Genomic DNA, 26086 nt, shown 5'->3' on the forward strand with positions numbered 1-26086 from the left:
ATATTAAACGCAAGTTGAGACGTTTAGATTGTTGAGTAATCAATAATCTAAGCAAATCTAACGAGGTTTGATAGTGCTTTAGAATTACCTGTAACGCGTGTCTCATGCACGACGAAATCTAGATTTAAAAAGGGTTTAGGTTTTAACGTTATAGGGTCAAGTGAATAAGTGCATATGGTGGATGCCTTGGCGATATCAGGCGATGAAGGACGTGATAGCCTGCGAAAAGCTTCGGGGAGCTGGCAAATAAGCTTTGATCCGGAGATGTCCGAATGGGGAAACCCGGCCGTAAGGTCATTCTCTTCTGAATATATAGGAAGAGTAAAGCGAACCTGGAGAACTGAAACATCTAAGTACCCAGAGGAAAAGAAATCAACCGAGATTCCGTAAGTAGTGGCGAGCGAACATGGAACAGCCTGTTACTTTTAGCAGACGCGATAGTAGAACGGAATGGAAAGTCCGACCGTAGTGGGTGATAGTCCCGTATACGAAATCCCGTTTGTGGAACTAGGGTAACGACAAGTAGGGCGGGGCACGAGAAACCCTGTCTGAACATGGGGGGACCATCCTCCAAGGCTAAATACTCGATATCGACCGATAGTGAACCAGTACCGTGAGGGAAAGGCGAAAAGAACCCCGGGAGGGGAGTGAAATAGATCCTGAAACCGTATGCATACAAACAGTGGGAGCCTCGTAAGGGGTGACTGCGTACCTTTTGTATAATGGGTCAGCGACTTACATTCAGTGGCAAGCTTAACCGATAGGGGAGGCGTAGAGAAATCGAGTCCGAATAGGGCGTCTTAGTCGCTGGGTGTAGACCCGAAACCAAGTGATCTATCCATGGCCAGGATGAAGGTGCCGTAACAGGTACTGGAGGTCCGAACCCACAAATGTTGAAAAATTTGGGGATGAGCTGTGGATAGGGGTGAAAGGCTAAACAAACTTGGAGATAGCTGGTTCTCTCCGAAAACTATTTAGGTAGTGCCTCGTATATAACTCTCGGGGGTAGAGCACTGTTATGGCTAGGGGGTTCATAAGAACTTACCAAACCATTGCAAACTCCGAATACTGAGAAGTTCAATTACGGGAGACAGTCCATGGGTGCTAACGTCCGTGGACAAGAGGGAAACAACCCAGACCGACAGCTAAGGTCCCAAATGACGTGCTAAGTGGAAAACGAAGTGGGAAGGCATAGACAGCCAGGATGTTGGCTTAGAAGCAGCCATCATTTAAAGAAAGCGTAATAGCTCACTGGTCGAGTCGTCCTGCGCGGAAGATGTAACGGGGCTAAGCACGTAACCGAAGCTTCGGATGCCAGTTTACTGGCATGGTAGGAGAGCGTTCTGTAGGCCTGCGAAGGTGTACTGTGAGGTATGCTGGAGGTATCAGAAGTGCGAATGCTGACATGAGTAGCGATAAAGGGAGTGAAAAGCTCCCTCGCCGAAAGCCCAAGGTTTCCTGCGCAACGTTCATCGGCGCAGGGTGAGTCGGCCCCTAAGGTGAGGCAGAGATGCGTAGCTGATGGGAAACAGGTTAATATTCCTGTACCTATATACAATGCGATGTGGGGACGGAGAAGGTTAGGTCAGCCGGGTGTTGGATGTCCCGGTTCAAGCGTGTAGGTTGGTTCTTTAGGCAAATCCGGAGAGCTAAGACTGAGACGTGATAACGAGTCTGCTTGCAGACGAAGTGATTGATACCATGCTTCCAAGAAAAGCCACTAAGCTTCAGTTGTATAAGACCGTACCGCAAACCGACACAGGTGGGCAGGATGAGAATTCTAAGGCGCTTGAGAGAACCCGGGAGAAGGAACTCGGCAAATTAGCACCGTAACTTCGGGAGAAGGTGCGCCCCGGTAACGTGTATAGACTTGCTCTAGAAGCGTGATGGGGTTGCAGTGAAAAGGTGGCTGCGACTGTTTAATAAAAACACAGCACTCTGCAAACACGAAAGTGGACGTATAGGGTGTGACGCCTGCCCGGTGCTGGAAGATTAAATGATGGGGTGCAAGCTCTTGATTGAAGTCCCAGTAAACGGCGGCCGTAACTATAACGGTCCTAAGGTAGCGAAATTCCTTGTCGGGTAAGTTCCGACCCGCACGAATGGCGTAACGATGGCCACACTGTCTCCTCTCGGGACTCAGCGAAGTTGAAATGTTTGTGAAGATGCAATCTCCCCGCGGCTAGACGGAAAGACCCCATGAACCTTTACTGCAGCTTTACATTGGACTTTGACAAGATTTGTGTAGGATAGGTGGGAGACTATGAAGCGGTGTCGCCAGATATCGTGGAGTCATCCTTGAAATACCACCCTGATGTTGTTGAGGTTCTAACCTAGGTCCGTAATCCGGACTGGGGACCGTGTATGGTAGGCAGTTTGACTGGGGCGGTCTCCTCCCAAAGAGTAACGGAGGAGTGCGAAGGTAACCTAGGTACGGTCGGAAATCGTACTGATAGTGCAATGGCAAAAGGTTGCTTGACTGCGAGACGGACAGGTCGAGCAGGTGCGAAAGCAGGTCATAGTGATCCGGTGGTTCTGTATGGAAGGGCCATCGCTCAACGGATAAAAGGTACTCTGGGGATAACAGGCTGATTCCTCCCAAGAGTTCATATCGACGGGGGAGTTTGGCACCTCGATGTCGGCTCATCACATCCTGGGGCTGTAGCCGGTCCCAAGGGTATGGCTGTTCGCCATTTAAAGTGGTACGTGAGCTGGGTTTAAAACGTCGTGAGACAGTTTGGTCCCTATCTGCCGTGGGCGCTGCAAGTTTGAGGGGACCTGCTCCTAGTACGAGAGGACCGGAGTGGACGCACCTCTGGTGGACCAGTTATCATGCCAATGGTATAGCTGGGTAGCTAAGTGCGGAAGAGATAAACGCTGAAAGCATCTAAGCGTGAAACTCGCCTCGAGATGAGACTTGCCTCTGGCTTTAAGCCAGCTAAAGAGTCGTTCAAGACCAGGACGTTGATAGGTCAGGTGTGGAAGTGCAGTAATGCATTAAGCTAACTGATACTAATTGCTCGTGAGGCTTGATCCTATAACCTTAAAACTTAGACTAAAATCTAAGCCAGGTGTAGTTCAAAGCAATATGATTTGGCAATCATCTAGAAATAAGAAACACAAGTTGTTTCATACCCTGCCCATTGATGCTTGAAAAAGAAAAATCCTTTACTTCTTCCAATTTGTTAAAGCAGGCTAAACATATGTTTAGCACCATGCATAACATTACCAGTTATGTTTGGGGACAATAGCAGTTTGGAACCACCCCTTCCCATCTCGAACAGGGCCGTGAAACGAACTTGCGCCAATGATAGTGTACTCTTCGTATGCGAAAGTAGGTCATCCCCAAGCTCCTATTCTAAATAGAGCCTCGTCGATGCGAGGCTCTATTTTTATGTAAGCTACCGATTTTTGTTGGTGAAGATAACTAAATATTTCTCTTGACGAAAATCTTCAGCGCTGTAAAATGCGCGGCTCTCTTCAACGAAACGGTTGTTTAGTTGGGTGAGAAGAAATAAAAAAGCGCAGTATGTTTGAGCGTTAAGTTGGCAGCGGAATAAATGTTGTTGACGAAGTAAAAAACCTCTGTATAATGCGCGCTTCGCTTGAAACGTTGGAAGTTAAAACGGAAGAGCGAAAAGCCTTCGAGGCACTGTTCTTTAAAAATTAGGATGACTGATAAGTGTGGGTGTTTGTAGTTGGGTGTGAACGCATTTGATGCGTAAAACTCAGAAAATACAAATGCTTACGCTTAGATTTATGACAAGTATGTACAGTGTAGTTTACACACATACCTTGAAATGAATTTGAGATATAGCGAAATCGAATACCGCCTCTTAATTGAGGTAAAAAGTAATAGTTAGGAATTAAACTGAAGAGTTTGATCCTGGCTCAGATTGAACGCTGGCGGAATGCTTTACACATGCAAGTCGAACGATGAACCTTAGCTTGCTAGGGGGATTAGTGGCGAACGGGTGAGTAATATATCGGAACGTACCTTGTAATGGGGGATAACTAGTCGAAAGATTAGCTAATACCGCATACGCCCTGAGGGGGAAAGTAGGGGATCTTCGGACCTTACGTTATAAGAGCGGCCGATATCTGATTAGCTAGTTGGTGGGGTAATGGCCTACCAAGGCGACGATCAGTAGCTGGTCTGAGAGGACGACCAGCCACACTGGAACTGAGACACGGTCCAGACTCCTACGGGAGGCAGCAGTGGGGAATTTTGGACAATGGGCGCAAGCCTGATCCAGCCATTCCGCGTGAGTGAAGAAGGCCTTCGGGTTGTAAAGCTCTTTCGCAAGGGAAGAAAACTTACACAATAACACTGTGTGAGGCTGACGGTACCTTGATAAGAAGCACCGGCTAACTACGTGCCAGCAGCCGCGGTAATACGTAGGGTGCGAGCGTTAATCGGAATTACTGGGCGTAAAGCGTGCGCAGGCGGTTTTGTAAGTCAGATGTGAAATCCCCGAGCTCAACTTGGGAACTGCGTTTGAAACTACAAGACTAGAATATGTCAGAGGGGGGTAGAATTCCACGTGTAGCAGTGAAATGCGTAGAGATGTGGAGGAATACCAATGGCGAAGGCAGCCCCCTGGGATAATATTGACGCTCATGCACGAAAGCGTGGGGAGCAAACAGGATTAGATACCCTGGTAGTCCACGCCCTAAACGATGTCTACTAGTTGTTGGTGGAGTAAAATCCATGAGTAACGCAGCTAACGCGTGAAGTAGACCGCCTGGGGAGTACGGTCGCAAGATTAAAACTCAAAGGAATTGACGGGGGCCCGCACAAGCGGTGGATTATGTGGATTAATTCGATGCAACGCGAAAAACCTTACCTGGCCTTGACATGCCACTAACGAAGCAGAGATGCATTAGGTGCCCGTAAGGGAAAGTGGACACAGGTGCTGCATGGCTGTCGTCAGCTCGTGTCGTGAGATGTTGGGTTAAGTCCCGCAACGAGCGCAACCCTTGCCATTAATTGCCATCATTGAGTTGGGCACTTTAATGGGACTGCCGGTGACAAACCGGAGGAAGGTGGGGATGACGTCAAGTCCTCATGGCCCTTATGGCCAGGGCTTCACACGTAATACAATGGTCGGTACAGAGAGTTGCCAACCCGCGAGGGGGAGCTAATCTCAGAAAGCCGATCGTAGTCCGGATTGTTCTCTGCAACTCGAGAGCATGAAGTCGGAATCGCTAGTAATCGCGGATCAGCATGTCGCGGTGAATACGTTCCCGGGCCTTGTACACACCGCCCGTCACACCATGGGAGTGGGTTTTACCAGAAGTAGTTAGTCTAACCGCAAGGGGGACGATTACCACGGTAGTATTCATGACTGGGGTGAAGTCGTAACAAGGTAGCCGTATCGGAAGGTGCGGCTGGATCACCTCCTTTCTAGAGAAGATCACCTGTCTACAAGCATTCACTCTTATCGGTCATCTTAAAAATAAGCAGCAACAAAGATTTAGGCAAACCGCCTTAGGGTCTGTAGCTCAGCTGGTTAGAGCACCGTCTTGATAAGGCGGGGGTCGTTGGTTCGAGCCCAACCAGACCCACCACCGAATATTGGGGGATTAGCTCAGCTGGGAGAGCACCTGCTTTGCAAGCAGGGGGTCGTCGGTTCGATCCCGTCATCCTCCACCAACGACTTGGTGTCTTTGTTGCGGTTTAGAGATTAGAAGCAAGCGTTATTAATTGATGTTTGATTAAATGTTTGCTTCTGGTTTTTAAACGTTAGTTTAAAAAACTAAGACTGCTCTTTAACAAAATGGAAGAAGTAAAGGAATATAGGTTGTGTGATGACAACTTATATTCAATGGGCGATATTATTTTTTAACCGGAAATAATATCGATTGATTGCAAAATCATAAATATATTAAACGCAAGTTGAGACGTTTAGATTGTTGAGTAATCAATAATCTAAGCAAATCTAACGAGGTTTGATAGTGCTTTAGAATTACCTGTAACGCGTGTCTCATGCACGACGAAATCTAGATTTAAAAAGGGTTTAGGTTTTAACGTTATAGGGTCAAGTGAATAAGTGCATATGGTGGATGCCTTGGCGATATCAGGCGATGAAGGACGTGATAGCCTGCGAAAAGCTTCGGGGAGCTGGCAAATAAGCTTTGATCCGGAGATGTCCGAATGGGGAAACCCGGCCGTAAGGTCATTCTCTTCTGAATATATAGGAAGAGTAAAGCGAACCTGGAGAACTGAAACATCTAAGTACCCAGAGGAAAAGAAATCAACCGAGATTCCGTAAGTAGTGGCGAGCGAACATGGAACAGCCTGTTACTTTTAGCAGACGCGATAGTAGAACGGAATGGAAAGTCCGACCGTAGTGGGTGATAGTCCCGTATACGAAATCCCGTTTGTGGAACTAGGGTAACGACAAGTAGGGCGGGGCACGAGAAACCCTGTCTGAACATGGGGGGACCATCCTCCAAGGCTAAATACTCGATATCGACCGATAGTGAACCAGTACCGTGAGGGAAAGGCGAAAAGAACCCCGGGAGGGGAGTGAAATAGATCCTGAAACCGTATGCATACAAACAGTGGGAGCCTCGTAAGGGGTGACTGCGTACCTTTTGTATAATGGGTCAGCGACTTACATTCAGTGGCAAGCTTAACCGATAGGGGAGGCGTAGAGAAATCGAGTCCGAATAGGGCGTCTTAGTCGCTGGGTGTAGACCCGAAACCAAGTGATCTATCCATGGCCAGGATGAAGGTGCCGTAACAGGTACTGGAGGTCCGAACCCACAAATGTTGAAAAATTTGGGGATGAGCTGTGGATAGGGGTGAAAGGCTAAACAAACTTGGAGATAGCTGGTTCTCTCCGAAAACTATTTAGGTAGTGCCTCGTATATAACTCTCGGGGGTAGAGCACTGTTATGGCTAGGGGGTTCATAAGAACTTACCAAACCATTGCAAACTCCGAATACTGAGAAGTTCAATTACGGGAGACAGTCCATGGGTGCTAACGTCCGTGGACAAGAGGGAAACAACCCAGACCGACAGCTAAGGTCCCAAATGACGTGCTAAGTGGAAAACGAAGTGGGAAGGCATAGACAGCCAGGATGTTGGCTTAGAAGCAGCCATCATTTAAAGAAAGCGTAATAGCTCACTGGTCGAGTCGTCCTGCGCGGAAGATGTAACGGGGCTAAGCACGTAACCGAAGCTTCGGATGCCAGTTTACTGGCATGGTAGGAGAGCGTTCTGTAGGCCTGCGAAGGTGTACTGTGAGGTATGCTGGAGGTATCAGAAGTGCGAATGCTGACATGAGTAGCGATAAAGGGAGTGAAAAGCTCCCTCGCCGAAAGCCCAAGGTTTCCTGCGCAACGTTCATCGGCGCAGGGTGAGTCGGCCCCTAAGGTGAGGCAGAGATGCGTAGCTGATGGGAAACAGGTTAATATTCCTGTACCTATATACAATGCGATGTGGGGACGGAGAAGGTTAGGTCAGCCGGGTGTTGGATGTCCCGGTTCAAGCGTGTAGGTTGGTTCTTTAGGCAAATCCGGAGAGCTAAGACTGAGACGTGATAACGAGTCTGCTTGCAGACGAAGTGATTGATACCATGCTTCCAAGAAAAGCCACTAAGCTTCAGTTGTATAAGACCGTACCGCAAACCGACACAGGTGGGCAGGATGAGAATTCTAAGGCGCTTGAGAGAACCCGGGAGAAGGAACTCGGCAAATTAGCACCGTAACTTCGGGAGAAGGTGCGCCCCGGTAACGTGTATAGACTTGCTCTAGAAGCGTGATGGGGTTGCAGTGAAAAGGTGGCTGCGACTGTTTAATAAAAACACAGCACTCTGCAAACACGAAAGTGGACGTATAGGGTGTGACGCCTGCCCGGTGCTGGAAGATTAAATGATGGGGTGCAAGCTCTTGATTGAAGTCCCAGTAAACGGCGGCCGTAACTATAACGGTCCTAAGGTAGCGAAATTCCTTGTCGGGTAAGTTCCGACCCGCACGAATGGCGTAACGATGGCCACACTGTCTCCTCTCGGGACTCAGCGAAGTTGAAATGTTTGTGAAGATGCAATCTCCCCGCGGCTAGACGGAAAGACCCCATGAACCTTTACTGCAGCTTTACATTGGACTTTGACAAGATTTGTGTAGGATAGGTGGGAGACTATGAAGCGGTGTCGCCAGATATCGTGGAGTCATCCTTGAAATACCACCCTGATGTTGTTGAGGTTCTAACCTAGGTCCGTAATCCGGACTGGGGACCGTGTATGGTAGGCAGTTTGACTGGGGCGGTCTCCTCCCAAAGAGTAACGGAGGAGTGCGAAGGTAACCTAGGTACGGTCGGAAATCGTACTGATAGTGCAATGGCAAAAGGTTGCTTGACTGCGAGACGGACAGGTCGAGCAGGTGCGAAAGCAGGTCATAGTGATCCGGTGGTTCTGTATGGAAGGGCCATCGCTCAACGGATAAAAGGTACTCTGGGGATAACAGGCTGATTCCTCCCAAGAGTTCATATCGACGGGGGAGTTTGGCACCTCGATGTCGGCTCATCACATCCTGGGGCTGTAGCCGGTCCCAAGGGTATGGCTGTTCGCCATTTAAAGTGGTACGTGAGCTGGGTTTAAAACGTCGTGAGACAGTTTGGTCCCTATCTGCCGTGGGCGCTGCAAGTTTGAGGGGACCTGCTCCTAGTACGAGAGGACCGGAGTGGACGCACCTCTGGTGGACCAGTTATCATGCCAATGGTATAGCTGGGTAGCTAAGTGCGGAAGAGATAAACGCTGAAAGCATCTAAGCGTGAAACTCGCCTCGAGATGAGACTTGCCTCTGGCTTTAAGCCAGCTAAAGAGTCGTTCAAGACCAGGACGTTGATAGGTCAGGTGTGGAAGTGCAGTAATGCATTAAGCTAACTGATACTAATTGCTCGTGAGGCTTGATCCTATAACCTTAAAACTTAGACTAAAATCTAAGCCAGGTGTAGTTCAAAGCAATATGATTTGGCAATCATCTAGAAATAAGAAACACAAGTTGTTTCATACCCTGCCCATTGATGCTTGAAAAAGAAAAATCCTTTACTTCTTCCAATTTGTTAAAGCAGGCTAAACATATGTTTAGCACCATGCATAACATTACCAGTTATGTTTGGGGACAATAGCAGTTTGGAACCACCCCTTCCCATCTCGAACAGGGCCGTGAAACGAACTTGCGCCAATGATAGTGTACTCTTCGTATGCGAAAGTAGGTCATCCCCAAGCTCCTATTCTAAAAAGCCCTCGGCAGCAATGTCGGGGGCTTTTTTATTGCCTGTATCCGGCAGGCAAATGAAATTCAGGCAGAAAAAAACCCGGTGCAAGCACCGGGTTGAAGTGTCTATTAAGATCAACTCAAAATAGACTGCCATGAAAACTTAAGCGCTGCACTGCAGCGTAAAATATAATTGACACCGCTCAAGCGGTTGTTGATCTGTTGCTTCTCCCTCTTTTACAAACATCTTAAAAAATACACAGGCGTATGTCATTGACCCGTTCGGGCTACTACAGGCCGTAGACGTCAAACAAAACCCGCCCGACCCTGCCATTGCGCCATCTGTTACTTTGAATTTAAAAGGAATTTTGGTATAATCAAAACTATAGATGGGCGTTACGCCCATTTTTTGTTTTTGGACGTAACGTTTTGAATTAAGGGTGCGTATGCAAAATTTGCATTCGGTAGTTGAAAAGACAGTCACGCAGTTAGGATACGAGCTGGTTGATTTTGAGGCAGCCAATCGTGGCAAGTTATTGCGCGTGTTCATCGACAAGCTGACACCCAAAGACAATAAGGACAGCGTTACGATTGATGATTGTGTTCTGGTGAGCAACCAGCTTGGCAACGTGCTGACGGTAGAACTGGATATTGATTATGACCGCCTGGAAGTCTCTTCTGCCGGTCTGGATCGTGTGTTGCGCAAGGAACGTGATTTTATGCGTTTTACTGGTGAGCGTGCACAAATCAAATTGCGAGTGGGAATTCCGGATGATGGCCCTAAAGCAACTCCAACCACATTGCCCAGAAAGACTTTTTTGGGACAGTTGCAAGGCGTTGACGAGGGGAAAGTGTTGATTGAGTGCGATGGCTGGGTTTATAGATTGTCGCTGGATAATATAGATAAGGCTCGATTGAGCCCGGTTTTTGATTAATTTGTTTTAGCTAATCCGTACGGTGAGTTGGAGATTACGATGAGTCGTGAATTATTGTTGTTGGTTGATGCCCTGGCCCATGAAAAAAACGTGGATAAAGAGGTAATCTTTACTGCCCTGGAACTGGCATTGGCTTCGGCGACGAAAAAGAACCATGAAGAAGGCGCTGATATTCGTGTCGAAATTGACCGTGAAACCGGAGATTACAAAACCTTTAGACGCTGGCAATATGTAGAATATGACCTGCTGGAAAGCTCGGCTTACCAGTTTGATGAAGAAGACGAACGTGCTGCTGGCAGACAAATTGGCGACTATTACGAAGAGCCATTAGAATCGATCTCGTTTGGCCGCATTGGCGCACAGGCAGCCAAACAGGTGATTTTGCAGAAGGTGCGCGAAGCTGAACGTGAGCAAATGATCCAGGACTTTTTGGCGCGTGGCGAAAGCCTGGTCACTGGCGTGATCAAGCGGATGGAAAAAGGCAATGCGATTATTGAAGTGGGCCGTATTGAGTGCCTGCTACCACGTGAAGCCATGATTCAAAAAGAAAACCTGCGCGTGGGTGACCGTGTGCGTGCTTATCTGTCACGCGTGGACCGTGGTGGCCGTGGGCCGCAACTGATCCTGTCGCGTGTCGCTCCCGAGTTCCTCAAGCGTTTGTTTGAGCTGGAAGTGCCTGAAATCGAAGAAGGCCTGCTGGAGATTCGTTCTGCGGCGCGTGATCCTGGCTTGCGTTCCAAAATTGCGGTTAAAACCAATGACCAGCGCCTGGATCCTGTGGGGACTTGCGTGGGCATGCGTGGCTCCCGTGTACAAGCGGTGACTTCTGAGCTCGGTGGCGAGCGCGTGGATATCGTATTGTGGAGCATGGATCCGGCACAGTTTGTCATTAATGCCTTGGCGCCAGCTGAAGTGACGTCGATTGTGGTCGATGAAGATGCACACAGCATGGATGTGGTGGTGAACGAAGAGCAATTGGCGGTAGCGATTGGGCGCAACGGTCAAAACGTGCGTCTGGCGTCGGAACTGACTGGCTGGAACCTGAATATCCTGACCGAAGAAGCGGCTGCGCAGAAGAGTCAGGACGAGTATGCCAAAATCAGCCAATTGTTTATCGAGAAGCTGGATGTGGACGAAGAAGTGGCGGATATCCTGGTGCAGGAAGGCTTTAGCACACTGGAAGAGATTGCCTACGTGCCTTTGGCAGAGATGGCTGAAATCGAGGCCTTTGATGAAGACACGATCAATGAGTTACGTTCACGCGCACGTGCTGCCTTGTTAACCGAGGCGATTGCCAAAGAAGAAAAAGTTGAAGAAGACACCAACGACCTGATGACGCTGGACGGTATGGATGCAGACACTGCCCATAAACTGGCAGCCAGCGAGATTCATACCAGCGAAGATCTGGCCGAACTGGCAGTCGATGAGCTGGTTGAGTTGACCGGAATAGATGAAGAGCGTGCGAAGTCATTGATTATGACGGCGCGAGCACCCTGGTTTAAGTAACCAGGCGTTTTAAATAACCTATGCGTTTAAAACATCATGCATACCTCTTAATTAAAAAATAAAGTAATTGAACTGGAGCAGTACATGGCACTTTCAACCGTCGCACAATTTGCCGCCGAGCTGGGTCTTCCAACGACTCTTCTTATCGAGCAACTGAAAAGCGCAGGCGTTCATAAAACGTCTGTGGATGATTTCCTGGAAGAGGGTGACAAGGCTGCCTTGCTGGATTACTTGCGTAAAGAGCATGGGGCAGGTAACGCGCCTAAAAACAAGATCACACTGACCCGTAAGCAGAACACCGAAATCAAAAAGCTGGATAGCTCAGGTAAAGCCCGTACGATTCAGGTGGAAGTGCGTAAAAAACGCGTGCTGGAGCGCCCTGAGCTGGGCTATGAGCCGCCTGTGGATGCCGCTGCTTATGATGAAGCCGAGCCAGTACCAGCAGAAGTTCTGGAGAGCTTGCCCGTAGAGGTTGAGCAGGTCGTGGTGGAAGAACCTGTGATCGAAGAGATCGTTGAGGTCGTGGCTGAACCTGAGCCAGAGCCAGAACCTGAGCCAGTAGTTGAGGCACCAGCACTTACACCAGTCGTAGAAGCCCCAGCCCCTGTGAAAAAAGGCGTGGTTCTGTCGGCGCAGGAGATTGCCTTACGTGAACAAGAAGCTTCGCGTGCGGCCAAGCTGGCTGCCTTGCAGGCAGAAGATATCAAGCGCAAGCAAGCGTTGACACAACGTCGCGCAGAAGAGGAAGCCAAGCGCCAGGCAGAGGCCGAGGCTGCGAAGAATAAACCCGCAGCCACCAAGTTGTCTGAAGGGACGCTACACAAGCCCGCTGCCAAAGCAACAGACAAGCCAGAAAATAAAGATAAAAAAGCCAAGACCGACAACCGCGACTGGAATGAAAACGAGAACAAAAAACGCGGCATTAAAACCCGTGGTGATGCACCTGCTGGCGGCGCTCAAGGCTGGCGCACCCCTAAGGGCAAGCATCACAAATCCAATAAAGATGATCAGCACGCCTTTAATGCACCAACCGAACCTATCATCAAAGAGGTGATGGTGCCGGAGACCATTTCGGTTGCGGATTTGGCGCACAAAATGTCTGTCAAAGCGGCGGAAGTGATCAAGGCCTTAATGAAAATGGGCATGATGGTGACCATCAACCAGGTGCTGGATCAAGACACTGCGATTATTCTGGTCGAAGAAATGGGTCACAAAGCGCAAGCCGCGGCTGCGAATGATCCTGAAAGCTTCCTGGAGGAAACCGAAGGCGTTGAAGCGATTCTGGAATCACGTCCACCGGTGGTCACGGTCATGGGTCACGTTGACCATGGTAAAACCTCCTTGCTGGACTATATCCGCCGCAGTCGCGTGGCTTCAGGTGAAGCAGGCGGCATTACCCAGCATATCGGTGCTTACCACGTGGAAACGCCACGCGGCATGGTGACCTTCCTGGATACCCCTGGCCACGAGGCTTTTACCGCTATGCGTGCCCGTGGTGCGAAGGCGACCGATATCGTGATTCTGGTGGTATCGGCTGATGATGGCGTGATGCCACAAACGATTGAAGCGATACACCATGCCAAGGCAGGTAATGTGCCTATCGTGGTGGCGATTAACAAGATTGATAAACCGGAAGCCCAGCCAGAGCGCGTGAAAAGCGAGCTGATCTCACATGAGGTGGTGCCAGAAGAGTACGGTGGCGATACCATGTTCCGTGAAGTGTCTGCCAAAACCGGTAAAGGCATTGATGAGTTGTTGGAAGCCGTGTTGCTGCAAGCGGAAGTGCTTGAGTTGAAAGCCCCGCTCAATACGCCAGCCAAAGGCCTGGTCATTGAAGGTCGTCTGGACAAAGGACGTGGTCCGGTGTCTACCGTTCTGGTGCAGTCAGGTATTCTGCGCCGCGGCGATATGCTGCTGGCAGGTACGGCTTATGGCCGTGTGCGTGCCATGCTTGACGAGAATGGCAACGACATTAAAGAAGCCGGCCCGTCTATTCCGGTAGAAGTTCTGGGCTTGTCTGATGTGCCAAGTGCTGGTGAAGAAACCATCGTCTTGAACGACGAGCGCAAGGCGCGTGAAATTGCCTTGTTCCGTCAGGGCAAGTTCCGCGATGTGAAACTGGCCAAGCAGCAGGCGGCCAAACTTGAAAACATGTTTGAGCAGATGGCTGAAGGCGAAGTACAAACCCTGAACCTGATTATCAAATCAGATGTACAGGGCTCTTACGAAGCCTTGACCACCAGCCTGCAAAAACTGTCTACCAGCGAAGTACGTGTGAATATTATTCACACCGGCGTGGGTGCTATCAGTGAGTCTGATGTGAACCTGGCCGCCGCTTCAAGTGCGGTACTGATCGGCTTTAACGTCCGGGCAGATGCCGGCGCACGTAAGCTGGTTGAGAATCTGGATGTCGACCTGCGTTACTACAACATCATTTACGAAGCTGTGGACGAGATCAAAGCGGCGTTGGGTGGCATGCTTGCACCAGAGCAGAAAGAGCAAATGATTGGTACGGTAGAAATCCGCGAGGTATACCGGATCTCCAAAGTGGGTGCAGTGGCCGGTTGTTATGTACAGGATGGCGTGGTTAAACGTAACTCCAAAGTCCGTTTGCTGCGTAACAATGTCATTATCCATACGGGTGAGCTCGACTCCCTCAAGCGCTTCAAAGATGACGTTAAAGAAGTTAAAAATAACTTTGAGTGCGGCTTGTCTCTCAAGAACTACAATGAGATTGAAGTCGGCGATATTCTTGAAGTTTATGAAGTCGTTGAAGTGGCCAGAACACTCTAATGGCTAAAGCATTTTCAAGAAATGACCGCATCTCTGAGCAAATGCGCCGTGAACTGGCGGATTTGCTCATGTTTGAGATCAAGGACCCGCGTGTGCAGATGGTCACCTTGACCGGGGTTGAGGTGGCGGGTGATATGGCACATGCCAAGGTCTTTTACACCGCGCAGAAGAATAGCAAAGGCCTGCAAGCCGGCCTGGAGAAAGCCGCCGGCTTTTTGCGTACGCAGCTGGGCAAGCGCATGATGATCCGTACTGTCCCGCAGTTGCATTTTGTCTATGATGAATCCATAGATCGTGGGATGCACATGGACAAGCTGATCAGCGACGCTTTGTCTGATACCCCTCCGCAAGAATAATTTTCACCTCCTTTCGCGCTATGCAAACCAAACGCATTAAACGTGCCGTCAGTGGCGTGTTGTTGCTGGACAAGCCCTATGGCTTTTCATCCAATCAGGCCCTGCAAAAGGTCAAATGGTTATATCAGGCCCAAAAAGCCGGACATACCGGGACCTTGGATCCTCTTGCAACTGGCGTGTTGCCGATCTGTTTGGGCGAAGCCACCAAATTTGCACAACACCTGACGGATGAAAACAAAACCTATGTGGCGACCGTCAAGTTTGGTGTGACCACCACTACCGGAGACAAAGAAGGAGACGTCGTCAGTGAGGTGGCTTGCCAGGTGTCGCGTGCAGAGATTGAGCGCGTGTTGCCGCAGTTTATGGGGCCAATTACACAAGTGCCTCCCATGTATTCTGCGCTCAAGGTAAACGGTAAGCCTTTGTATGAATACGCGCGTAATGGTGTCGAGCTAGAACGTGCACCGCGTCAGGTAACCATTCATGCATTGCGTGTCTTGGCCTGTGCTGAGAATAGTGCAGAAATCGAAGTCTGTTGTAGCAAAGGCACTTATATCCGTACCTTAGGCGAGGATATTGGTAAAGCACTCAATGTGGGTGCGCACCTCACAGCTTTACGCCGTACGGCAACCGCCACTTATCAAATCGCCGAGACCGTGACGATAGAAGCTCTGGAGCAGATGTCTATTGAGCAGCGCGATGCGTTGCTGCTGCCTGTCGATAGTGCCATTCAAATCCTGCCTAAAGTCGAGCTGCATGAGGATGCCGCCTATTATTTCAAACAAGGCAATCCAGTCTGGCTGGCTGGCGTTATCCCAGCGGGCGATTTGCGTATTTACAGTGCTTCCGGTTTATTTCTTGGGGTCGGCCAGCAGCAGCGCGATGGCCGTATTGCCCCCAAACGCGTCGTTAATCTCTAGTTTTTCACTTGCTCGTCTCGCTAAAACGCATGGCTTTTGCATAAAAATGCAATAGAGTTGCATTCTGTGTGTAGGAATTTATGTTAGTATATTCAACATGTTAAAGCGCTTTTATGTGTATTTTCTATTGGCAGTGTTGTTTGCGATCACGCAGACAGGCCTTGTCACACATGAAATTACCCATCTCAAAGAGCTGACGCAACACTCGCAATCTGACAAACATCAAAGCAAAGACCAATGCAGGCTCTGTGTCGCCTACGCGCATCTCGTCGGGGTGATGACGCAGGCCCAGCAATGGAGCTTGCCAGAGCTTAGCTATCTTGCTGTCATCAGCGCCCTGGCGATTGCCATACAGCGCCCAACGCTCGCGGCCTATGCCGCACGCGCCCCTCCTGCCATTGTTTAACCCTTGACGATACATTCTCCAGGTCGCGCTTGCGGCTGGAGTGAGCTATTTATGCAGTGCGCACAGCACTGCCTGACCTTGTCTGGAAAAAACAATGAAAATGTTACAAAAGAGGATGTCTGCACGTGGGCAGCAAAAATCATTATGGCTGGCATTGATGGCGGCGTTGAGCTCGCCCATGCTGGTCTCGGCAGAAGACGCGAAAACCCTTGATATTGATAATGTGCCTGTCACGGGGAATCCCCTGGGCGTGGCATCGGATGATATGGTGGTGCCGGTCTCGGTATTGGGCGGACGTGAGCTCAGTTTGCGTCGTCAGGGGACTCTGGGCGAAACCCTGAATGGCATTCCGGGCGTGACGGCCACGCAGTTTGGTCCAAATGCTTCGCGTCCGATTATCCGTGGCCTGGACGGCGAGCGTGTGCGTATCATGCAAAACGGTGTCGGCATTCTGGATGCCTCGTCACTGAGTTTTGACCATGCAGTGGGCGTGGATCCATTGATTATTGAGCAAATTGATGTGGTGCGAGGCCCGGCAGCGTTGCTGTATGGCGGCAGTGCCATGGGCGGTGTCGTCAACGCCATTGACCACCGTATCCCTAAAGAATCCCTTAATGGCTATACCGGCCGCGCTGAAACCAGGTTTGGCGGGCCAGACAATACGCGCAATGGCGCTGCGGTGGTCGATGTGGGCAATGGCCTGTTTGCATTGCATGCCGATATCTACAGCCGTGAAACCAGCAATCTTGAGATTCCTGGCTATGCGCTTTCCAAGCGCAAGAGTTTGGCCGATGGTACTGCGCGCGATAGTCGCGGCAAGGACAAGCTCAATAATAGTTCTGCCCTGGCCAATGGCGGCGCATTGGGTGCTTCCTGGACCTTTGATACAGGCTATCTGGGGATTTCCTATGCGGACTCCAACAACCACTACGGTACCGTGGCGGAAGAGAATGTCAGAATCAATATGGAAAACAAACGTACGGAGTTGGCAGGTGAAGTGAGAGAGCTCAAGGGACCTGTACAAAAAATCAAGGTGAGAATGGCTTACACCGATTACCAGCACGTAGAAGTTGAGAGTGGGGTGGTTGGAACCACTTTTAAAAACCGTGGTTTGCAGGGTAGCCTGGAAGCCACGCATGTCCCACTGGCGGGCTTGAATGGGGTGGTTGGGTATCAGTTCCAGAATACCCGTTTTCAGGCCTTAGGCGAAGAGGCATTTGTGCCTAGTGTCACCACCGTGGACCAAGGGGCTTATGTCTACGAAGAGTATGCAATCGATAAACACAAAGTCACCTTTGGCGGGCGGTTTGGCGATACCTCGATAGACTCCCATGTCGATGATAAATTCACCCAGGCGTTTAGCAAACACTTTAACCCCAATAGCTTTGCGCTGGGGGGGCTTTACACCATTGATGAATCCTGGAGTGTGACGACCAACTTGTCGCATAACGAGCGTGCACCTAGCTATTTTGAACTGTATGCGAATGGACCACATATTGCGACTGGGCAGGTGGAGGTCGGTAATACTAACCTCAGCAAAGAGCGCTCCAACGGTATTGATGCGCAGCTGAAATGGAAGTCCGGTGGTCACAGTGTGACGCTAGGCGCGTATGCCACCAAATTTAAAAACTTTATCGGCTTGTTTAATACAGGCATTGAGGTGCCGGTGGATGGCGAGCTGTTGCCTGAAGCACAGTTTAGAGCGGTTCCGGCCTTGTTCAAGGGCTTGGAGTTAGAAGGCAAGTTTGCCTTGAACGACGAGTGGACATTAAAAATGCGCGGTGACTACGTGCATGCCAAAGACACGCGTAATAATCAATACTTGCCAAGGATCTCGCCCTTGCGTTTGGGCGGTGGGCTGGATTATCGCCTGGGTCACTGGAATGCTCGCCTCGATGTGCTGCATGCCTTTAAGCAGAATAACGTGGCCGAGAACGAGCTCAAAACCAATGCGTATACTAATGTTAGCGCATTGGTCGCATACAAGTTGCCGGTGAAATTCAATGTGGAGTTGTTTGCCAAGGCGAATAACCTGCTCAATGAAGAGATCCGTGAGCACGCTTCTTTTCTGAAGGATATTGCCCCGTCAGGCGCGAGGGCGGTATTGGTGGGCGCCCGCGCTGACTTTTAAGCGGTGGGACTAACTGCGCCTCTGGACGCCGCATTACGAGGCGCGCAGAGGCGCGACAGATCAAAGCAACAGGCTGACTTGGTCAGCCTGTTGTCATTTAATTGAATAAAATCAAGCCCCAGACTACCGTCAAGTTGATCAATGCCAACAACACGGCAGCACTGCCAATATCTTTGGCTCGCTTGGCCAGCGCATGCCGTTCAATCGACACGCGGTCTACTACCGCTTCAACCGCCGAATTCAGCAGCTCCACAATCATGACCAGTAACACACTGCCCACCATCAGGATGCGGTGCAGGGCTTCAGACTCCAGGTAAAATGCCAGTGGAATCAGCACCAGCGAGAGCCAGACCTCCTGACGGAAAGCATCTTCATGCTTGTAAGCGGCTTTGAAGCCATCCATGGAGTAGCCAAAGGCATTAATCAAGCGCCGGAGGCCGGTTTTGCCTTTGAATGGACTTTCCTGGTGACCTGAAGGGGTGTTGTTTTGCATGGCTTATCTCTAAAATTGCGAACATCAGATTTTAACATGCGCTATGATAGCGCTTTTAGCAGTGTAGTGAGGATCGAACATGGCAAGATTGGTGCAATGTGTGAAACTGGGCAAAGAGCTCGAAGGCATGGATTTTCCGCCTTATCCGGGAGAACTGGGTAAAAAGATTTATATGCATGTGTCTAAAGAAGCTTGGGCAGGCTGGTTAAAACAGCAGACCATGCTGGTCAATGAAAACCGCTTGAGCCTTGCGGACCCGAGTGCACGTAAATATCTATCCGAGCAAACCGAAAAGTACTTTTTTGGCGAAGGCGCAGATGTTGCCACTGGCTATGTGCCTCCTTCTGCCTAGTGAAAATGGTTAATGCGATGAGGCTATAACCGTATCCCGGCCAACAAAAATAAAAAGCACTCCTCGGAGTGCTTTTTATTTGCGGTCTATTACGACTGCGTCTCGCGCTGAATATCTTCTAGGCTGGTATGACGGATATCTTTGCCTTTGACCATATAGACCACGTACTCCGAGATGTTCTTCGCATGGTCACCAATGCGCTCAATGGCTTTTGCCACAAACAGTACTTCAAGTGACATCGAGATCGTACGTGGATCTTCGAGCATGAATGTGATCAACTGACGCATGGCGGCGCGGAATTGTTCATCCACCTGCTCATCCTGTCTGGCGACTTCCACGGTCTGGCTGACATCCAGGCGTGCAAATGAATCCAGCGCTGTACGCAGCATTTCACGCACAATGCCAACCATGGTTTTGATCTCGTTGAACCGTGGTTTGTACATCCGGTCTTGCTCGTAGATACGCTGGGCAGTCCGTGCAATTTTAGTGGCTTCATCACCAATCCGCTCCAGATCCGTGATGGTTTTCACCATCATCATGATCATGCGCAAATCACGTGCTGCAGGTTGTCTGCGCGCAATAATATGGCTGCAGTCTTCATCCACCTGCACCTCTAAAGCGTTGACACGCGCATCGCGCTCCATGACGTCTTTGGCTAGATTGACATCCGCGTTGGTCAGCGACTCCAGTGCATTGACGATTTGCTGCTCAACGACCCCGCCCATTTCCAGAACCTTAGCCCGGACGGACTCCAGTTCAACATCATATTGCTTAGAGGTGTGTTCAAATTGCATGACAAATTTTTCCTAATTATTGTGCCGGTGCAGATTACCAGCCCAATATGACAACTGTATGATAATTTTCAGTGTGCAGAAGTTGCAATTACTTGGTCAGAGTTTTAACGCCGTTTGGCGTGGCCAGCAGCAACACATTGGCCGGGCGTGCTGCGAACAAGCCGTTAGTCACCACCCCTACGATCTGGTTGATCTTGGCTTCCATTGCAATCGGGTCTGTAATGCTCAAGCCATGCACATCAAGGATCAAGTTGCCGTTGTCAGTCGTGAAGTCACGCAATTGGGGTTGACCACCCAGTTTTACCAGTTCACGTGCCACATGGCTGCGAGCCATTGGTAATACTTCTACTGGCAGGGGAAACTTGCCCAATACGGGTACAAATTTGCTTTCGTCGCAGATACAGATGAAAGATTTGGCCACAGCTGCCACGATCTTTTCACGGGTCAATGCACCGCCGCCGCCTTTGAGCATATGCATGTGCTCGGTGATTTCATCGGCGCCATCCACATAAATATCCATGCTGTCGACGCTGTTCAAGTCAAAGACCTCGATACCGTGGTTACGCAGGCGTTGCGCTGTGGCTTCGGAGCTGGCGACTGCGCCGGTGATTTTATGTTTGACTTTGGCCAGTTCGTCGATAAAAAAGTTGGCGGTTGAGCCGGTGCCCACACCAATAATGCCATCCTTGACATAATTGACTGCTGCTTTTGCCACTTCGAGTTTCAATGCGTCTTGTTGTGCTTTATCCATCGCCATGTGCTTCAATCCTTGATTAATTCTTTATAATACAAACAATTCTCTATCATACACTGCAACCTTGCGGTTTTAAAATCTCCACGCATTTCATGACCATCAATTACCGCGAAAAAATCGAACACTCCCACGTCTATGCCGTTGCCAGACATACGCCGCTCGATGAATTGCCCAACTTGTCCTCGCGACTGAATAACCGGGTATTGCTCAAGCGCGAAGATATGCAGCCGGTATTTTCATTCAAGCTGCGCGGTGCCTATAACAAAATGGCCAACCTCTCGGCTGAGGCTTTGCAACGTGGCGTGATTTGCGCCAGTGCCGGAAACCATGCGCAGGGCGTGGCCTTGAGTGCGCAGAAAATGGGCTGCCGTGCCGTCATTGTGATGCCGACCACCACGCCAGCGATCAAGGTCAATGCGGTGCGCGCACGCGGTGCCGAAGTGGTGTTGTTTGGCGACAGTTATTCCGATGCCTACTTGCACGCGCTCGATCTCGAGCAACGGGAAGGCTTGAACTTTGTGCATCCTTACGATGATCCGGATGTCATTGCCGGACAGGGCACCATTGCGCTGGAGTTGGTGCAGGATCATGCGGCGCCGATTGAAGCCGTGTTTTGTTGTGTCGGCGGTGGTGGTCTGCTGGCTGGGATGGCGGCCTATCTGAAAGCGGTCCGCCCCGAAATCAAAGTCATCGGCGTCGAAGCGCAGGATGCCGAAGCCATGACCGAATCACTGAAGCTCGGCCAACGTGTCATGTTGGAACAAGTGGGCCTGTTTGCAGATGGGGCTGCGGTCAAGCAAGTGGGCGAGCATACCTTTGCGCTCGTGCAGCAATATGTCGATGAAATGATCGTGGTTGATAACGATGCGATTTGCGCCGCTATCAAAGACGTGTTTGAGGATACGCGCAGCATTCTTGAGCCGGCCGGGGCGCTGGCCGTGGCTGGCTTGAAGGCCTACAGTCAGCGTGAACAGTGTCAAGGTAAAACCCTGGTCGCAGTTGCTTCAGGTGCCAACATGAACTTTGACCGCTTGCGCTTTATTGCCGAGCGCGCGGAGTTGGGGGAACGCCGGGAGGCGGTCTTTGCCGTCACCATTCCTGAGACCCCCGGCGCGTTTAAGCGTTTTTGCCGCCTGTTAGGGCAGCGCAATATTACCGAATTCAATTACCGTTTTGCTGACACCGAGCAAGCGCATATTTTTGTCGGGTTGGCGGTGCATCACCCAACCGAGGCCGATGTTATCGCGAGCAAATTGGCGGCGGCTGGCTTGCCCACCATTAATTTGAGCGACAACGAGATGGCCAAGTTACATTTGCGCCATCTGGTGGGCGGGCATGCGCCACAAGTCCAAAACGAGGTAGTTTACCGTTTTGAGTTTCCTGAAAAACCCGGCGCCTTAATGAACTTTCTCGAATCCATGGGTCACAACTGGAACATCAGTTTGTTTCACTACCGTAATCATGGGGCAGATTTTGGCCGGGTATTGGTGGGCATGCAGGTACCGCCCGAGGATCAGGTCGCCTTTGCCCAGTTTTTACAGCAATTGGGTTACCCGTACTGGGATGAGAGCCATAATCCGGCGTATCGTTTATTTTTGGGCTGATAGCAGCCATGATGGTGGTTGTTTGCAGCCAGCGCCGTGGGTGATGTCAGCTGAATGCGAGCCACGGCGCTGATTGGCTGGCTGAGAACGATTCTTGCAGGGAATGCCTGCACTTTAGAGCGATGAGACTTAAATAATAATCAGGAGATAAATGCAAATGTTGAATTCATCATTGGCGCGTCGTGCGCGCACCAGCGTGTGGTTGCTGGCCTTGCTCGCTGGCGTTACCGCTTGTAACAAGCAAGAAGAGTCCGCACCTACCCCGGAAACGCCAGCGGCCACGAGCGCTGTTAGCGAAAGTTCTTCTGGTAAGGCGTTGGCTTATGTGTCCACCCAGGATGCCGGCGTCGACGTGATTGACTTGGCGACCATGCAAGTGACCAGCATGCTGGATGTGAAAGCCAAGGGCCCGCGTGGCCTGGCTCTGACAGACGATGGCAAGCAACTGGTGGTGGCGACACGTGAAAATGGCAGTGTGTCCGTGATTGATACCGCCACAGGCGAAGTCGTCAAGCAGATTGAGGTCGGCAAAAACCCTGAGTTTGTGCGGGTGAGTGGTAATTATGCTTTTGTTTCGTCCGAGCCTAGCTCTAAAGCTGGTCCGCCACCCAAGCCGGGCAGCAAGCCAGAAGAAGACGATGACGACGATGAAGAAAAAGTCCCAGCCAAGATTGCGATTGTTGATCTGACCAAAGGTGAAAAAGTCCGCGAAATTACCGGCGGGCCAGAAACCGAAGGCCTGGAGTTTTCGGCCGATGGCAAACAGCTGGTGATTACGAACGAAGCTGACAATACCGTCACTGTACACAACATCGAAACTGGCGAGCTGGTTAAAACCATTTCCACCCATCAATATGGAGATCGTCCGCGCGGCATCAAAGTCTCTCCGGATGGCAATACCTATCTGGCCACGCTGGAGTTTGGTAACAAGTTTATGGTTATGGACAAAGACTTTAATGTGGTACGCACGGTAGACACGGCTGAAACCCCATACGGCATAGCCTACGACAGCAAGGGTGAGCGGATTTTTGTGGCGACCAACAAGGCAAAACTGTTGCAGGTGTTTGATGCCAAGACCTTTGAAAAAATCAAGGAAGTGCCGACCGGTAACCGGTGCTGGCATTTTAGTTTTACCCCGGACAACAAGCAGGTGCTGTTGGCTTGCGGCAAGTCTGATGCGGTATTCGTCATTGATGCAGATAAGCTTGAAGTCACGAACCAGATTGAAGTGAAAAACATGCCATGGGGCGTGGTGACCTTCCCTAAAGCCATGGGTAGTCTGGAAAACGCCAAATAACGTTATTTCCAATCGCGTTTCAATTGGTTGAACAAGCCCGCCCTCATCGGCGGGCTTTTTTATTTAAATTTTTTTGAGCGCGCCCTAAAGTTTTGCGTGAAGCTGCCGAAATCATCTTTAGATAACAATGATTGCGTCTGGAGTGTGCAGATTGTCGGAAGCCATGCCGGCAAACTGCAAGTCAGGTTGAGTCCCTGAGTCGCCAGTGGGGCAATCGTTGTTTCGGCATGCAGACCACGTTAACCCACGGGTTAACGTCGTTCCTCACAGGGCTTCTTCGGAAGCCCTTTTTTTGCGCTGCAGCGGATGAATGGATGGTGGGTGCGGTTAGTGGCTGAGTGTCAGTCCGCGGGAGAGGGGTTTACTGGCTGCGCTTGCGTAGCCAGAAGGTAAAAACACCTTCTGTCTCTTGCATCTCGATCAGGGTGTGGCCGGTTTGGCGGCAAAAGGCATCAAAATCTTTTTTAGAGCCAGGGTCCGTGGCCGTGATTTTGAGTACCTGATTTGCTTGCAACTCGTTCAGGGCCTTTTTGCAGCGCAAAATGGGCAGGGGGCAATTCAGGTGGCGGGCATCTACTTCTTTGTCGTATTGCATAAACAATCCTGAGTCTCTGAATTAAGCGGGCTCGATGGGCAAGCCGTGTTGAGCCCAAGCCAGAATGCCGCCCGCCAAATGCGAGACATCGTGGCAGCCTTGCGCCAAGGCAAACTCACCTGCAGAAATGGAGCGTACACCGCTACGGCAGTAAAACACGATTTTTTTGTCTTGCGGCAGTTGATCAAACATCGTCGCCAGATGTCCTAATGGCAAATGCATGGCACCAGGCAAGATACCGGAAACAAGCTCGTGATCATTGCGGATATCAATCAGCAACAATGAGGGATCATTGAGTAATGGCTGTAATTCATCCGGTGTTAAGTGTTTTAATGACATCAACAAACCCAGAAAAAGAAATGTGCCGAAAGGCAAGAGGAGTGGTGGCCAGAGGCAGAATCGAACTGCCGACACGAGGATTTTCAATCCTCTGCTCTACCGACTGAGCTATCTGGCCAACAGCAATTTGGGTGTGTCCCGAATCGCAAGACGCGCATTATAGCAAAGAACGCCAAGAATGCACACAAAAGTTAAAAAAAATCCTGATATGCTTGCGAGGCGGTATTTGAGGCCGCTGTTTTAAAAGGAATGGTTGATGTCTATTGTCGAGACACCGCCTGAAATGCAGGCGCCAGCGAAGCCTTCTGCACAGGCATTTTGGGCCTACTGGTTGCGCCTGGGCTGTATTAGTGTTGGTGGGCCTGCGGCACAAATTGCCTTGATGCACCAGGCGCTGGTGGTAGAAAAGCGCTGGATTTCAGAGGCCAGATTTTTGCATGCCTTGAACTATTGCATGCTGTTGCCCGGCCCCGAGGCGCAGCAAATGGCGGTCTATATGGGCTGGCTATTGCATGGTGCCTGGGGTGGCATTGTGGCTGGCAGTTTGTTTGTGTTGCCTGCGTTTGGCTTGCTGGTCTCGCTGGCGTGGGGGTATATGCAGTGGGGCAGTCAGCCCGCCGTCGCGGCTTTGTTGTATGGGGTTAAGCCGCTGGTAGTCGCGCTGGTCTGCTGTGCCGCCTGGCGCCTGGCTAAAAAAGTGCTGATCGCCCGCTGGTTGTGGGGCGTGTTTTTGCTGGCCTTGGTCATGCAAACGGTCCATCTGCCTTTCCCGGTGATTATTCTGCTGGCCGCGGTGTTGGGCGTTGCTGTGCAACAATATTGGCCGCAGTGGGTCGAAACGTCAGTTGGCCATGCAGCGGCAAGGGCCATGCAGACGGCGCCAAGTGTGATTGATGACAACACGGCGCTGGCCGGGCTGGCTGATTTGCGTCGGTGGACAGCGACAGTGCTGATCTGGGGCGCGCTATGTGGTTTAGGTGTCGCTGCGGCCTTAGTGCTTTATTATGGGCCGTCACATCTATTTACCCGCCTGGCAGCTTTTTTTAGCCAGGCTGCGTTTCTTACTTTTGGCGGCGCCTATGCCGTTTTGCCCTATGTGTTTGATGCCAGTGTGCAGCATTACCACTGGTTGACGACAGAGCAGATGCTGGATGGCCTGGCCTTGGGCGAAAGTACGCCGGGCCCGCTGATTATGGTGGTCACCTATATTGGCTTTGTTGCGGCCTGGCAGGCCGGGCTGGCCTTGCCTGATTGGCAGGCGGGGTTGATCGGGGCGACGATTGTGACCTGGTTTACGTTTGTACCCAGTTTTGTCATGGTGTTTTTGGGCGCGCCCTGGATAGAGCGTACCCGCCAGCAATGGCGTTGGACTGCGCCGCTGCAGGCCATCAGTGCGGCGGTGATCGCGGGCATGGTGGCGCTGGCCCTCACGTTGAGTCGGCACGTGGTCTGGCCCGATGCGCCAGATGTCGCCGCTGCCTGCATGGTGGTGCTATCGCTGTGGTTGCTGGTCGGCAAGCGGATTTCAATTCTTTGGTTGTTGCCAGCGTGTATGGCAATTGGTTGGTTATTAAAGGCAGGATAAA

At 50.7% G+C, this 26086-nt stretch carries 16 protein-coding genes, 3 tRNA genes and 5 rRNA genes; 18 read left to right on the forward strand and 6 right to left on the reverse strand.

The annotated features are described in order from the left end of the window. Positions 1-154: 154 nt before the first annotated feature. From AACH41_RS00775 to AACH41_RS00840, 14 genes are all read left to right on the forward strand, one after another. Positions 155-3037 (forward strand): 23S ribosomal RNA (locus AACH41_RS00775). A gap of 200 nt (positions 3038-3237) precedes the next feature. Next, a 5S ribosomal RNA gene (rrf, locus tag AACH41_RS00780) occupies positions 3238-3351 on the forward strand. A gap of 517 nt (positions 3352-3868) precedes the next feature. Next, a 16S ribosomal RNA gene (locus tag AACH41_RS00785) occupies positions 3869-5407 on the forward strand. 87 nt (positions 5408-5494) lie between these two features. Further along, positions 5495-5571 (forward strand) — tRNA-Ile (locus AACH41_RS00790). A 9-nt stretch (positions 5572-5580) separates the two neighbouring features. Continuing rightward, positions 5581-5656: transfer RNA gene (locus tag AACH41_RS00795), tRNA-Ala, on the forward strand. Between the two features lie 383 nt (positions 5657-6039). Beyond that, a 23S ribosomal RNA gene (locus AACH41_RS00800) occupies positions 6040-8922 on the forward strand. 200 nt (positions 8923-9122) lie between these two features. Continuing rightward, positions 9123-9236 (forward strand): 5S ribosomal RNA (gene rrf, locus AACH41_RS00805). Together the 16S, 23S and 5S rRNA genes with 2 tRNA genes alongside form the textbook arrangement of a ribosomal RNA operon. Before the next feature lie 435 nt (positions 9237-9671). Further along, entirely contained in the window at positions 9672-10160 is a 489-nt protein-coding gene (gene rimP, locus AACH41_RS00810; RefSeq protein ID WP_194749776.1) for a ribosome maturation factor RimP, read from the forward strand. Positions 10161-10199: 39 nt separating this feature from the next. Then, the gene (gene nusA / locus AACH41_RS00815) at positions 10200-11666 is read left to right on the forward strand and encodes a transcription termination factor NusA (protein WP_194749775.1); all 1467 of its coding nucleotides are present in this window, start codon (positions 10200-10202) and stop codon (positions 11664-11666) included. Positions 11667-11750: 84 nt separating this feature from the next. Beyond that, entirely contained in the window at positions 11751-14459 is a 2709-nt protein-coding gene (gene infB, locus AACH41_RS00820) for a translation initiation factor IF-2 (protein WP_338656110.1), read from the forward strand. After that, positions 14459-14815, forward strand: coding sequence for a 30S ribosome-binding factor RbfA (gene rbfA / locus AACH41_RS00825; RefSeq protein ID WP_194749773.1), 357 nt, complete (start codon positions 14459-14461; stop codon positions 14813-14815). Before infB ends, rbfA begins: the two co-directional genes overlap by 1 nt. A 20-nt stretch (positions 14816-14835) precedes the next feature. After that, on the forward strand, positions 14836-15735 hold the full coding sequence (gene truB, locus AACH41_RS00830; protein WP_194749772.1) for a tRNA pseudouridine(55) synthase TruB: 900 nt from the start codon (positions 14836-14838) through the stop codon (positions 15733-15735). 97 nt (positions 15736-15832) lie between these two features. Further along, positions 15833-16141 carry a hypothetical protein gene (locus AACH41_RS00835; RefSeq protein WP_194749771.1) on the forward strand — a complete coding sequence of 103 codons (309 nt, stop codon included), beginning with the start codon at positions 15833-15835 and terminating at the stop codon, positions 16139-16141. Positions 16142-16241: 100 nt separating this feature from the next. Then, positions 16242-18272: a TonB-dependent receptor gene (locus tag AACH41_RS00840; RefSeq protein WP_338657563.1), complete on the forward strand. Its 2031-nt coding sequence runs from the start codon at positions 16242-16244 to the stop codon at positions 18270-18272. A 97-nt stretch (positions 18273-18369) separates the two neighbouring features. Here AACH41_RS00840 and AACH41_RS00845 read toward each other — a convergent pair whose 3' ends face one another. After that, on the reverse strand, positions 18370-18765 hold the full coding sequence (locus tag AACH41_RS00845; protein WP_275356407.1) for a diacylglycerol kinase: 396 nt from the start codon (positions 18763-18765) through the stop codon (positions 18370-18372). 79 nt (positions 18766-18844) lie between these two features. Between AACH41_RS00845 and AACH41_RS00850 the strand changes: the two genes are divergently transcribed. After that, positions 18845-19117 carry an oxidative damage protection protein gene (locus tag AACH41_RS00850; RefSeq protein WP_194749769.1) on the forward strand — a complete coding sequence of 91 codons (273 nt, stop codon included), beginning with the start codon at positions 18845-18847 and terminating at the stop codon, positions 19115-19117. An 89-nt stretch (positions 19118-19206) separates the two neighbouring features. Here AACH41_RS00850 and phoU read toward each other — a convergent pair whose 3' ends face one another. Next, a complete protein-coding gene (gene phoU / locus AACH41_RS00855; RefSeq protein WP_194749768.1) occupies positions 19207-19911 on the reverse strand; it encodes a phosphate signaling complex protein PhoU in 705 nt (234 codons plus the stop codon). 88 nt (positions 19912-19999) lie between these two features. Beyond that, on the reverse strand, positions 20000-20662 hold the full coding sequence (rpiA, locus tag AACH41_RS00860) for a ribose-5-phosphate isomerase RpiA (protein WP_194749787.1): 663 nt from the start codon (positions 20660-20662) through the stop codon (positions 20000-20002). Between the two features lie 95 nt (positions 20663-20757). On the opposite strand from rpiA, the gene ilvA reads away from it, so the two are divergent. Beyond that, positions 20758-22269, forward strand: a complete 1512-nt coding sequence (gene ilvA / locus AACH41_RS00865) for a threonine ammonia-lyase, biosynthetic (protein ID WP_338656116.1) — start codon at positions 20758-20760, stop codon at positions 22267-22269. Between the two features lie 151 nt (positions 22270-22420). Beyond that, complete coding sequence (locus tag AACH41_RS00870) at positions 22421-23566, forward strand: glutaminyl-peptide cyclotransferase (protein ID WP_338656117.1); 1146 nt, start codon at positions 22421-22423, stop codon at positions 23564-23566. A 361-nt stretch (positions 23567-23927) separates the two neighbouring features. On the opposite strand, the gene AACH41_RS00875 is transcribed toward AACH41_RS00870, so the two are convergent. From AACH41_RS00875 to AACH41_RS00885, 3 genes are all read right to left on the reverse strand, one after another. Continuing rightward, a complete protein-coding gene (locus tag AACH41_RS00875) occupies positions 23928-24161 on the reverse strand; it encodes a sulfurtransferase TusA family protein (protein WP_338656118.1) in 234 nt (77 codons plus the stop codon). Positions 24162-24182: 21 nt separating this feature from the next. After that, positions 24183-24500, reverse strand: coding sequence for a rhodanese-like domain-containing protein (locus AACH41_RS00880; protein ID WP_275356412.1), 318 nt, complete (start codon positions 24498-24500; stop codon positions 24183-24185). Between the two features lie 42 nt (positions 24501-24542). After that, positions 24543-24618, reverse strand: a tRNA-Phe gene (locus AACH41_RS00885). Between the two features lie 138 nt (positions 24619-24756). Between AACH41_RS00885 and chrA the strand changes: the two genes are divergently transcribed. Beyond that, positions 24757-26085, forward strand: a complete 1329-nt coding sequence (chrA, locus tag AACH41_RS00890) for a chromate efflux transporter (RefSeq protein ID WP_338656121.1) — start codon at positions 24757-24759, stop codon at positions 26083-26085. Position 26086 lies beyond the last annotated feature (1 nt).

It is taken from the genome of Methylophilus sp. DW102, from assembly GCF_037076555.1.
Lineage (GTDB): Bacteria > Pseudomonadota > Gammaproteobacteria > Burkholderiales > Methylophilaceae > Methylophilus > Methylophilus glucosoxydans.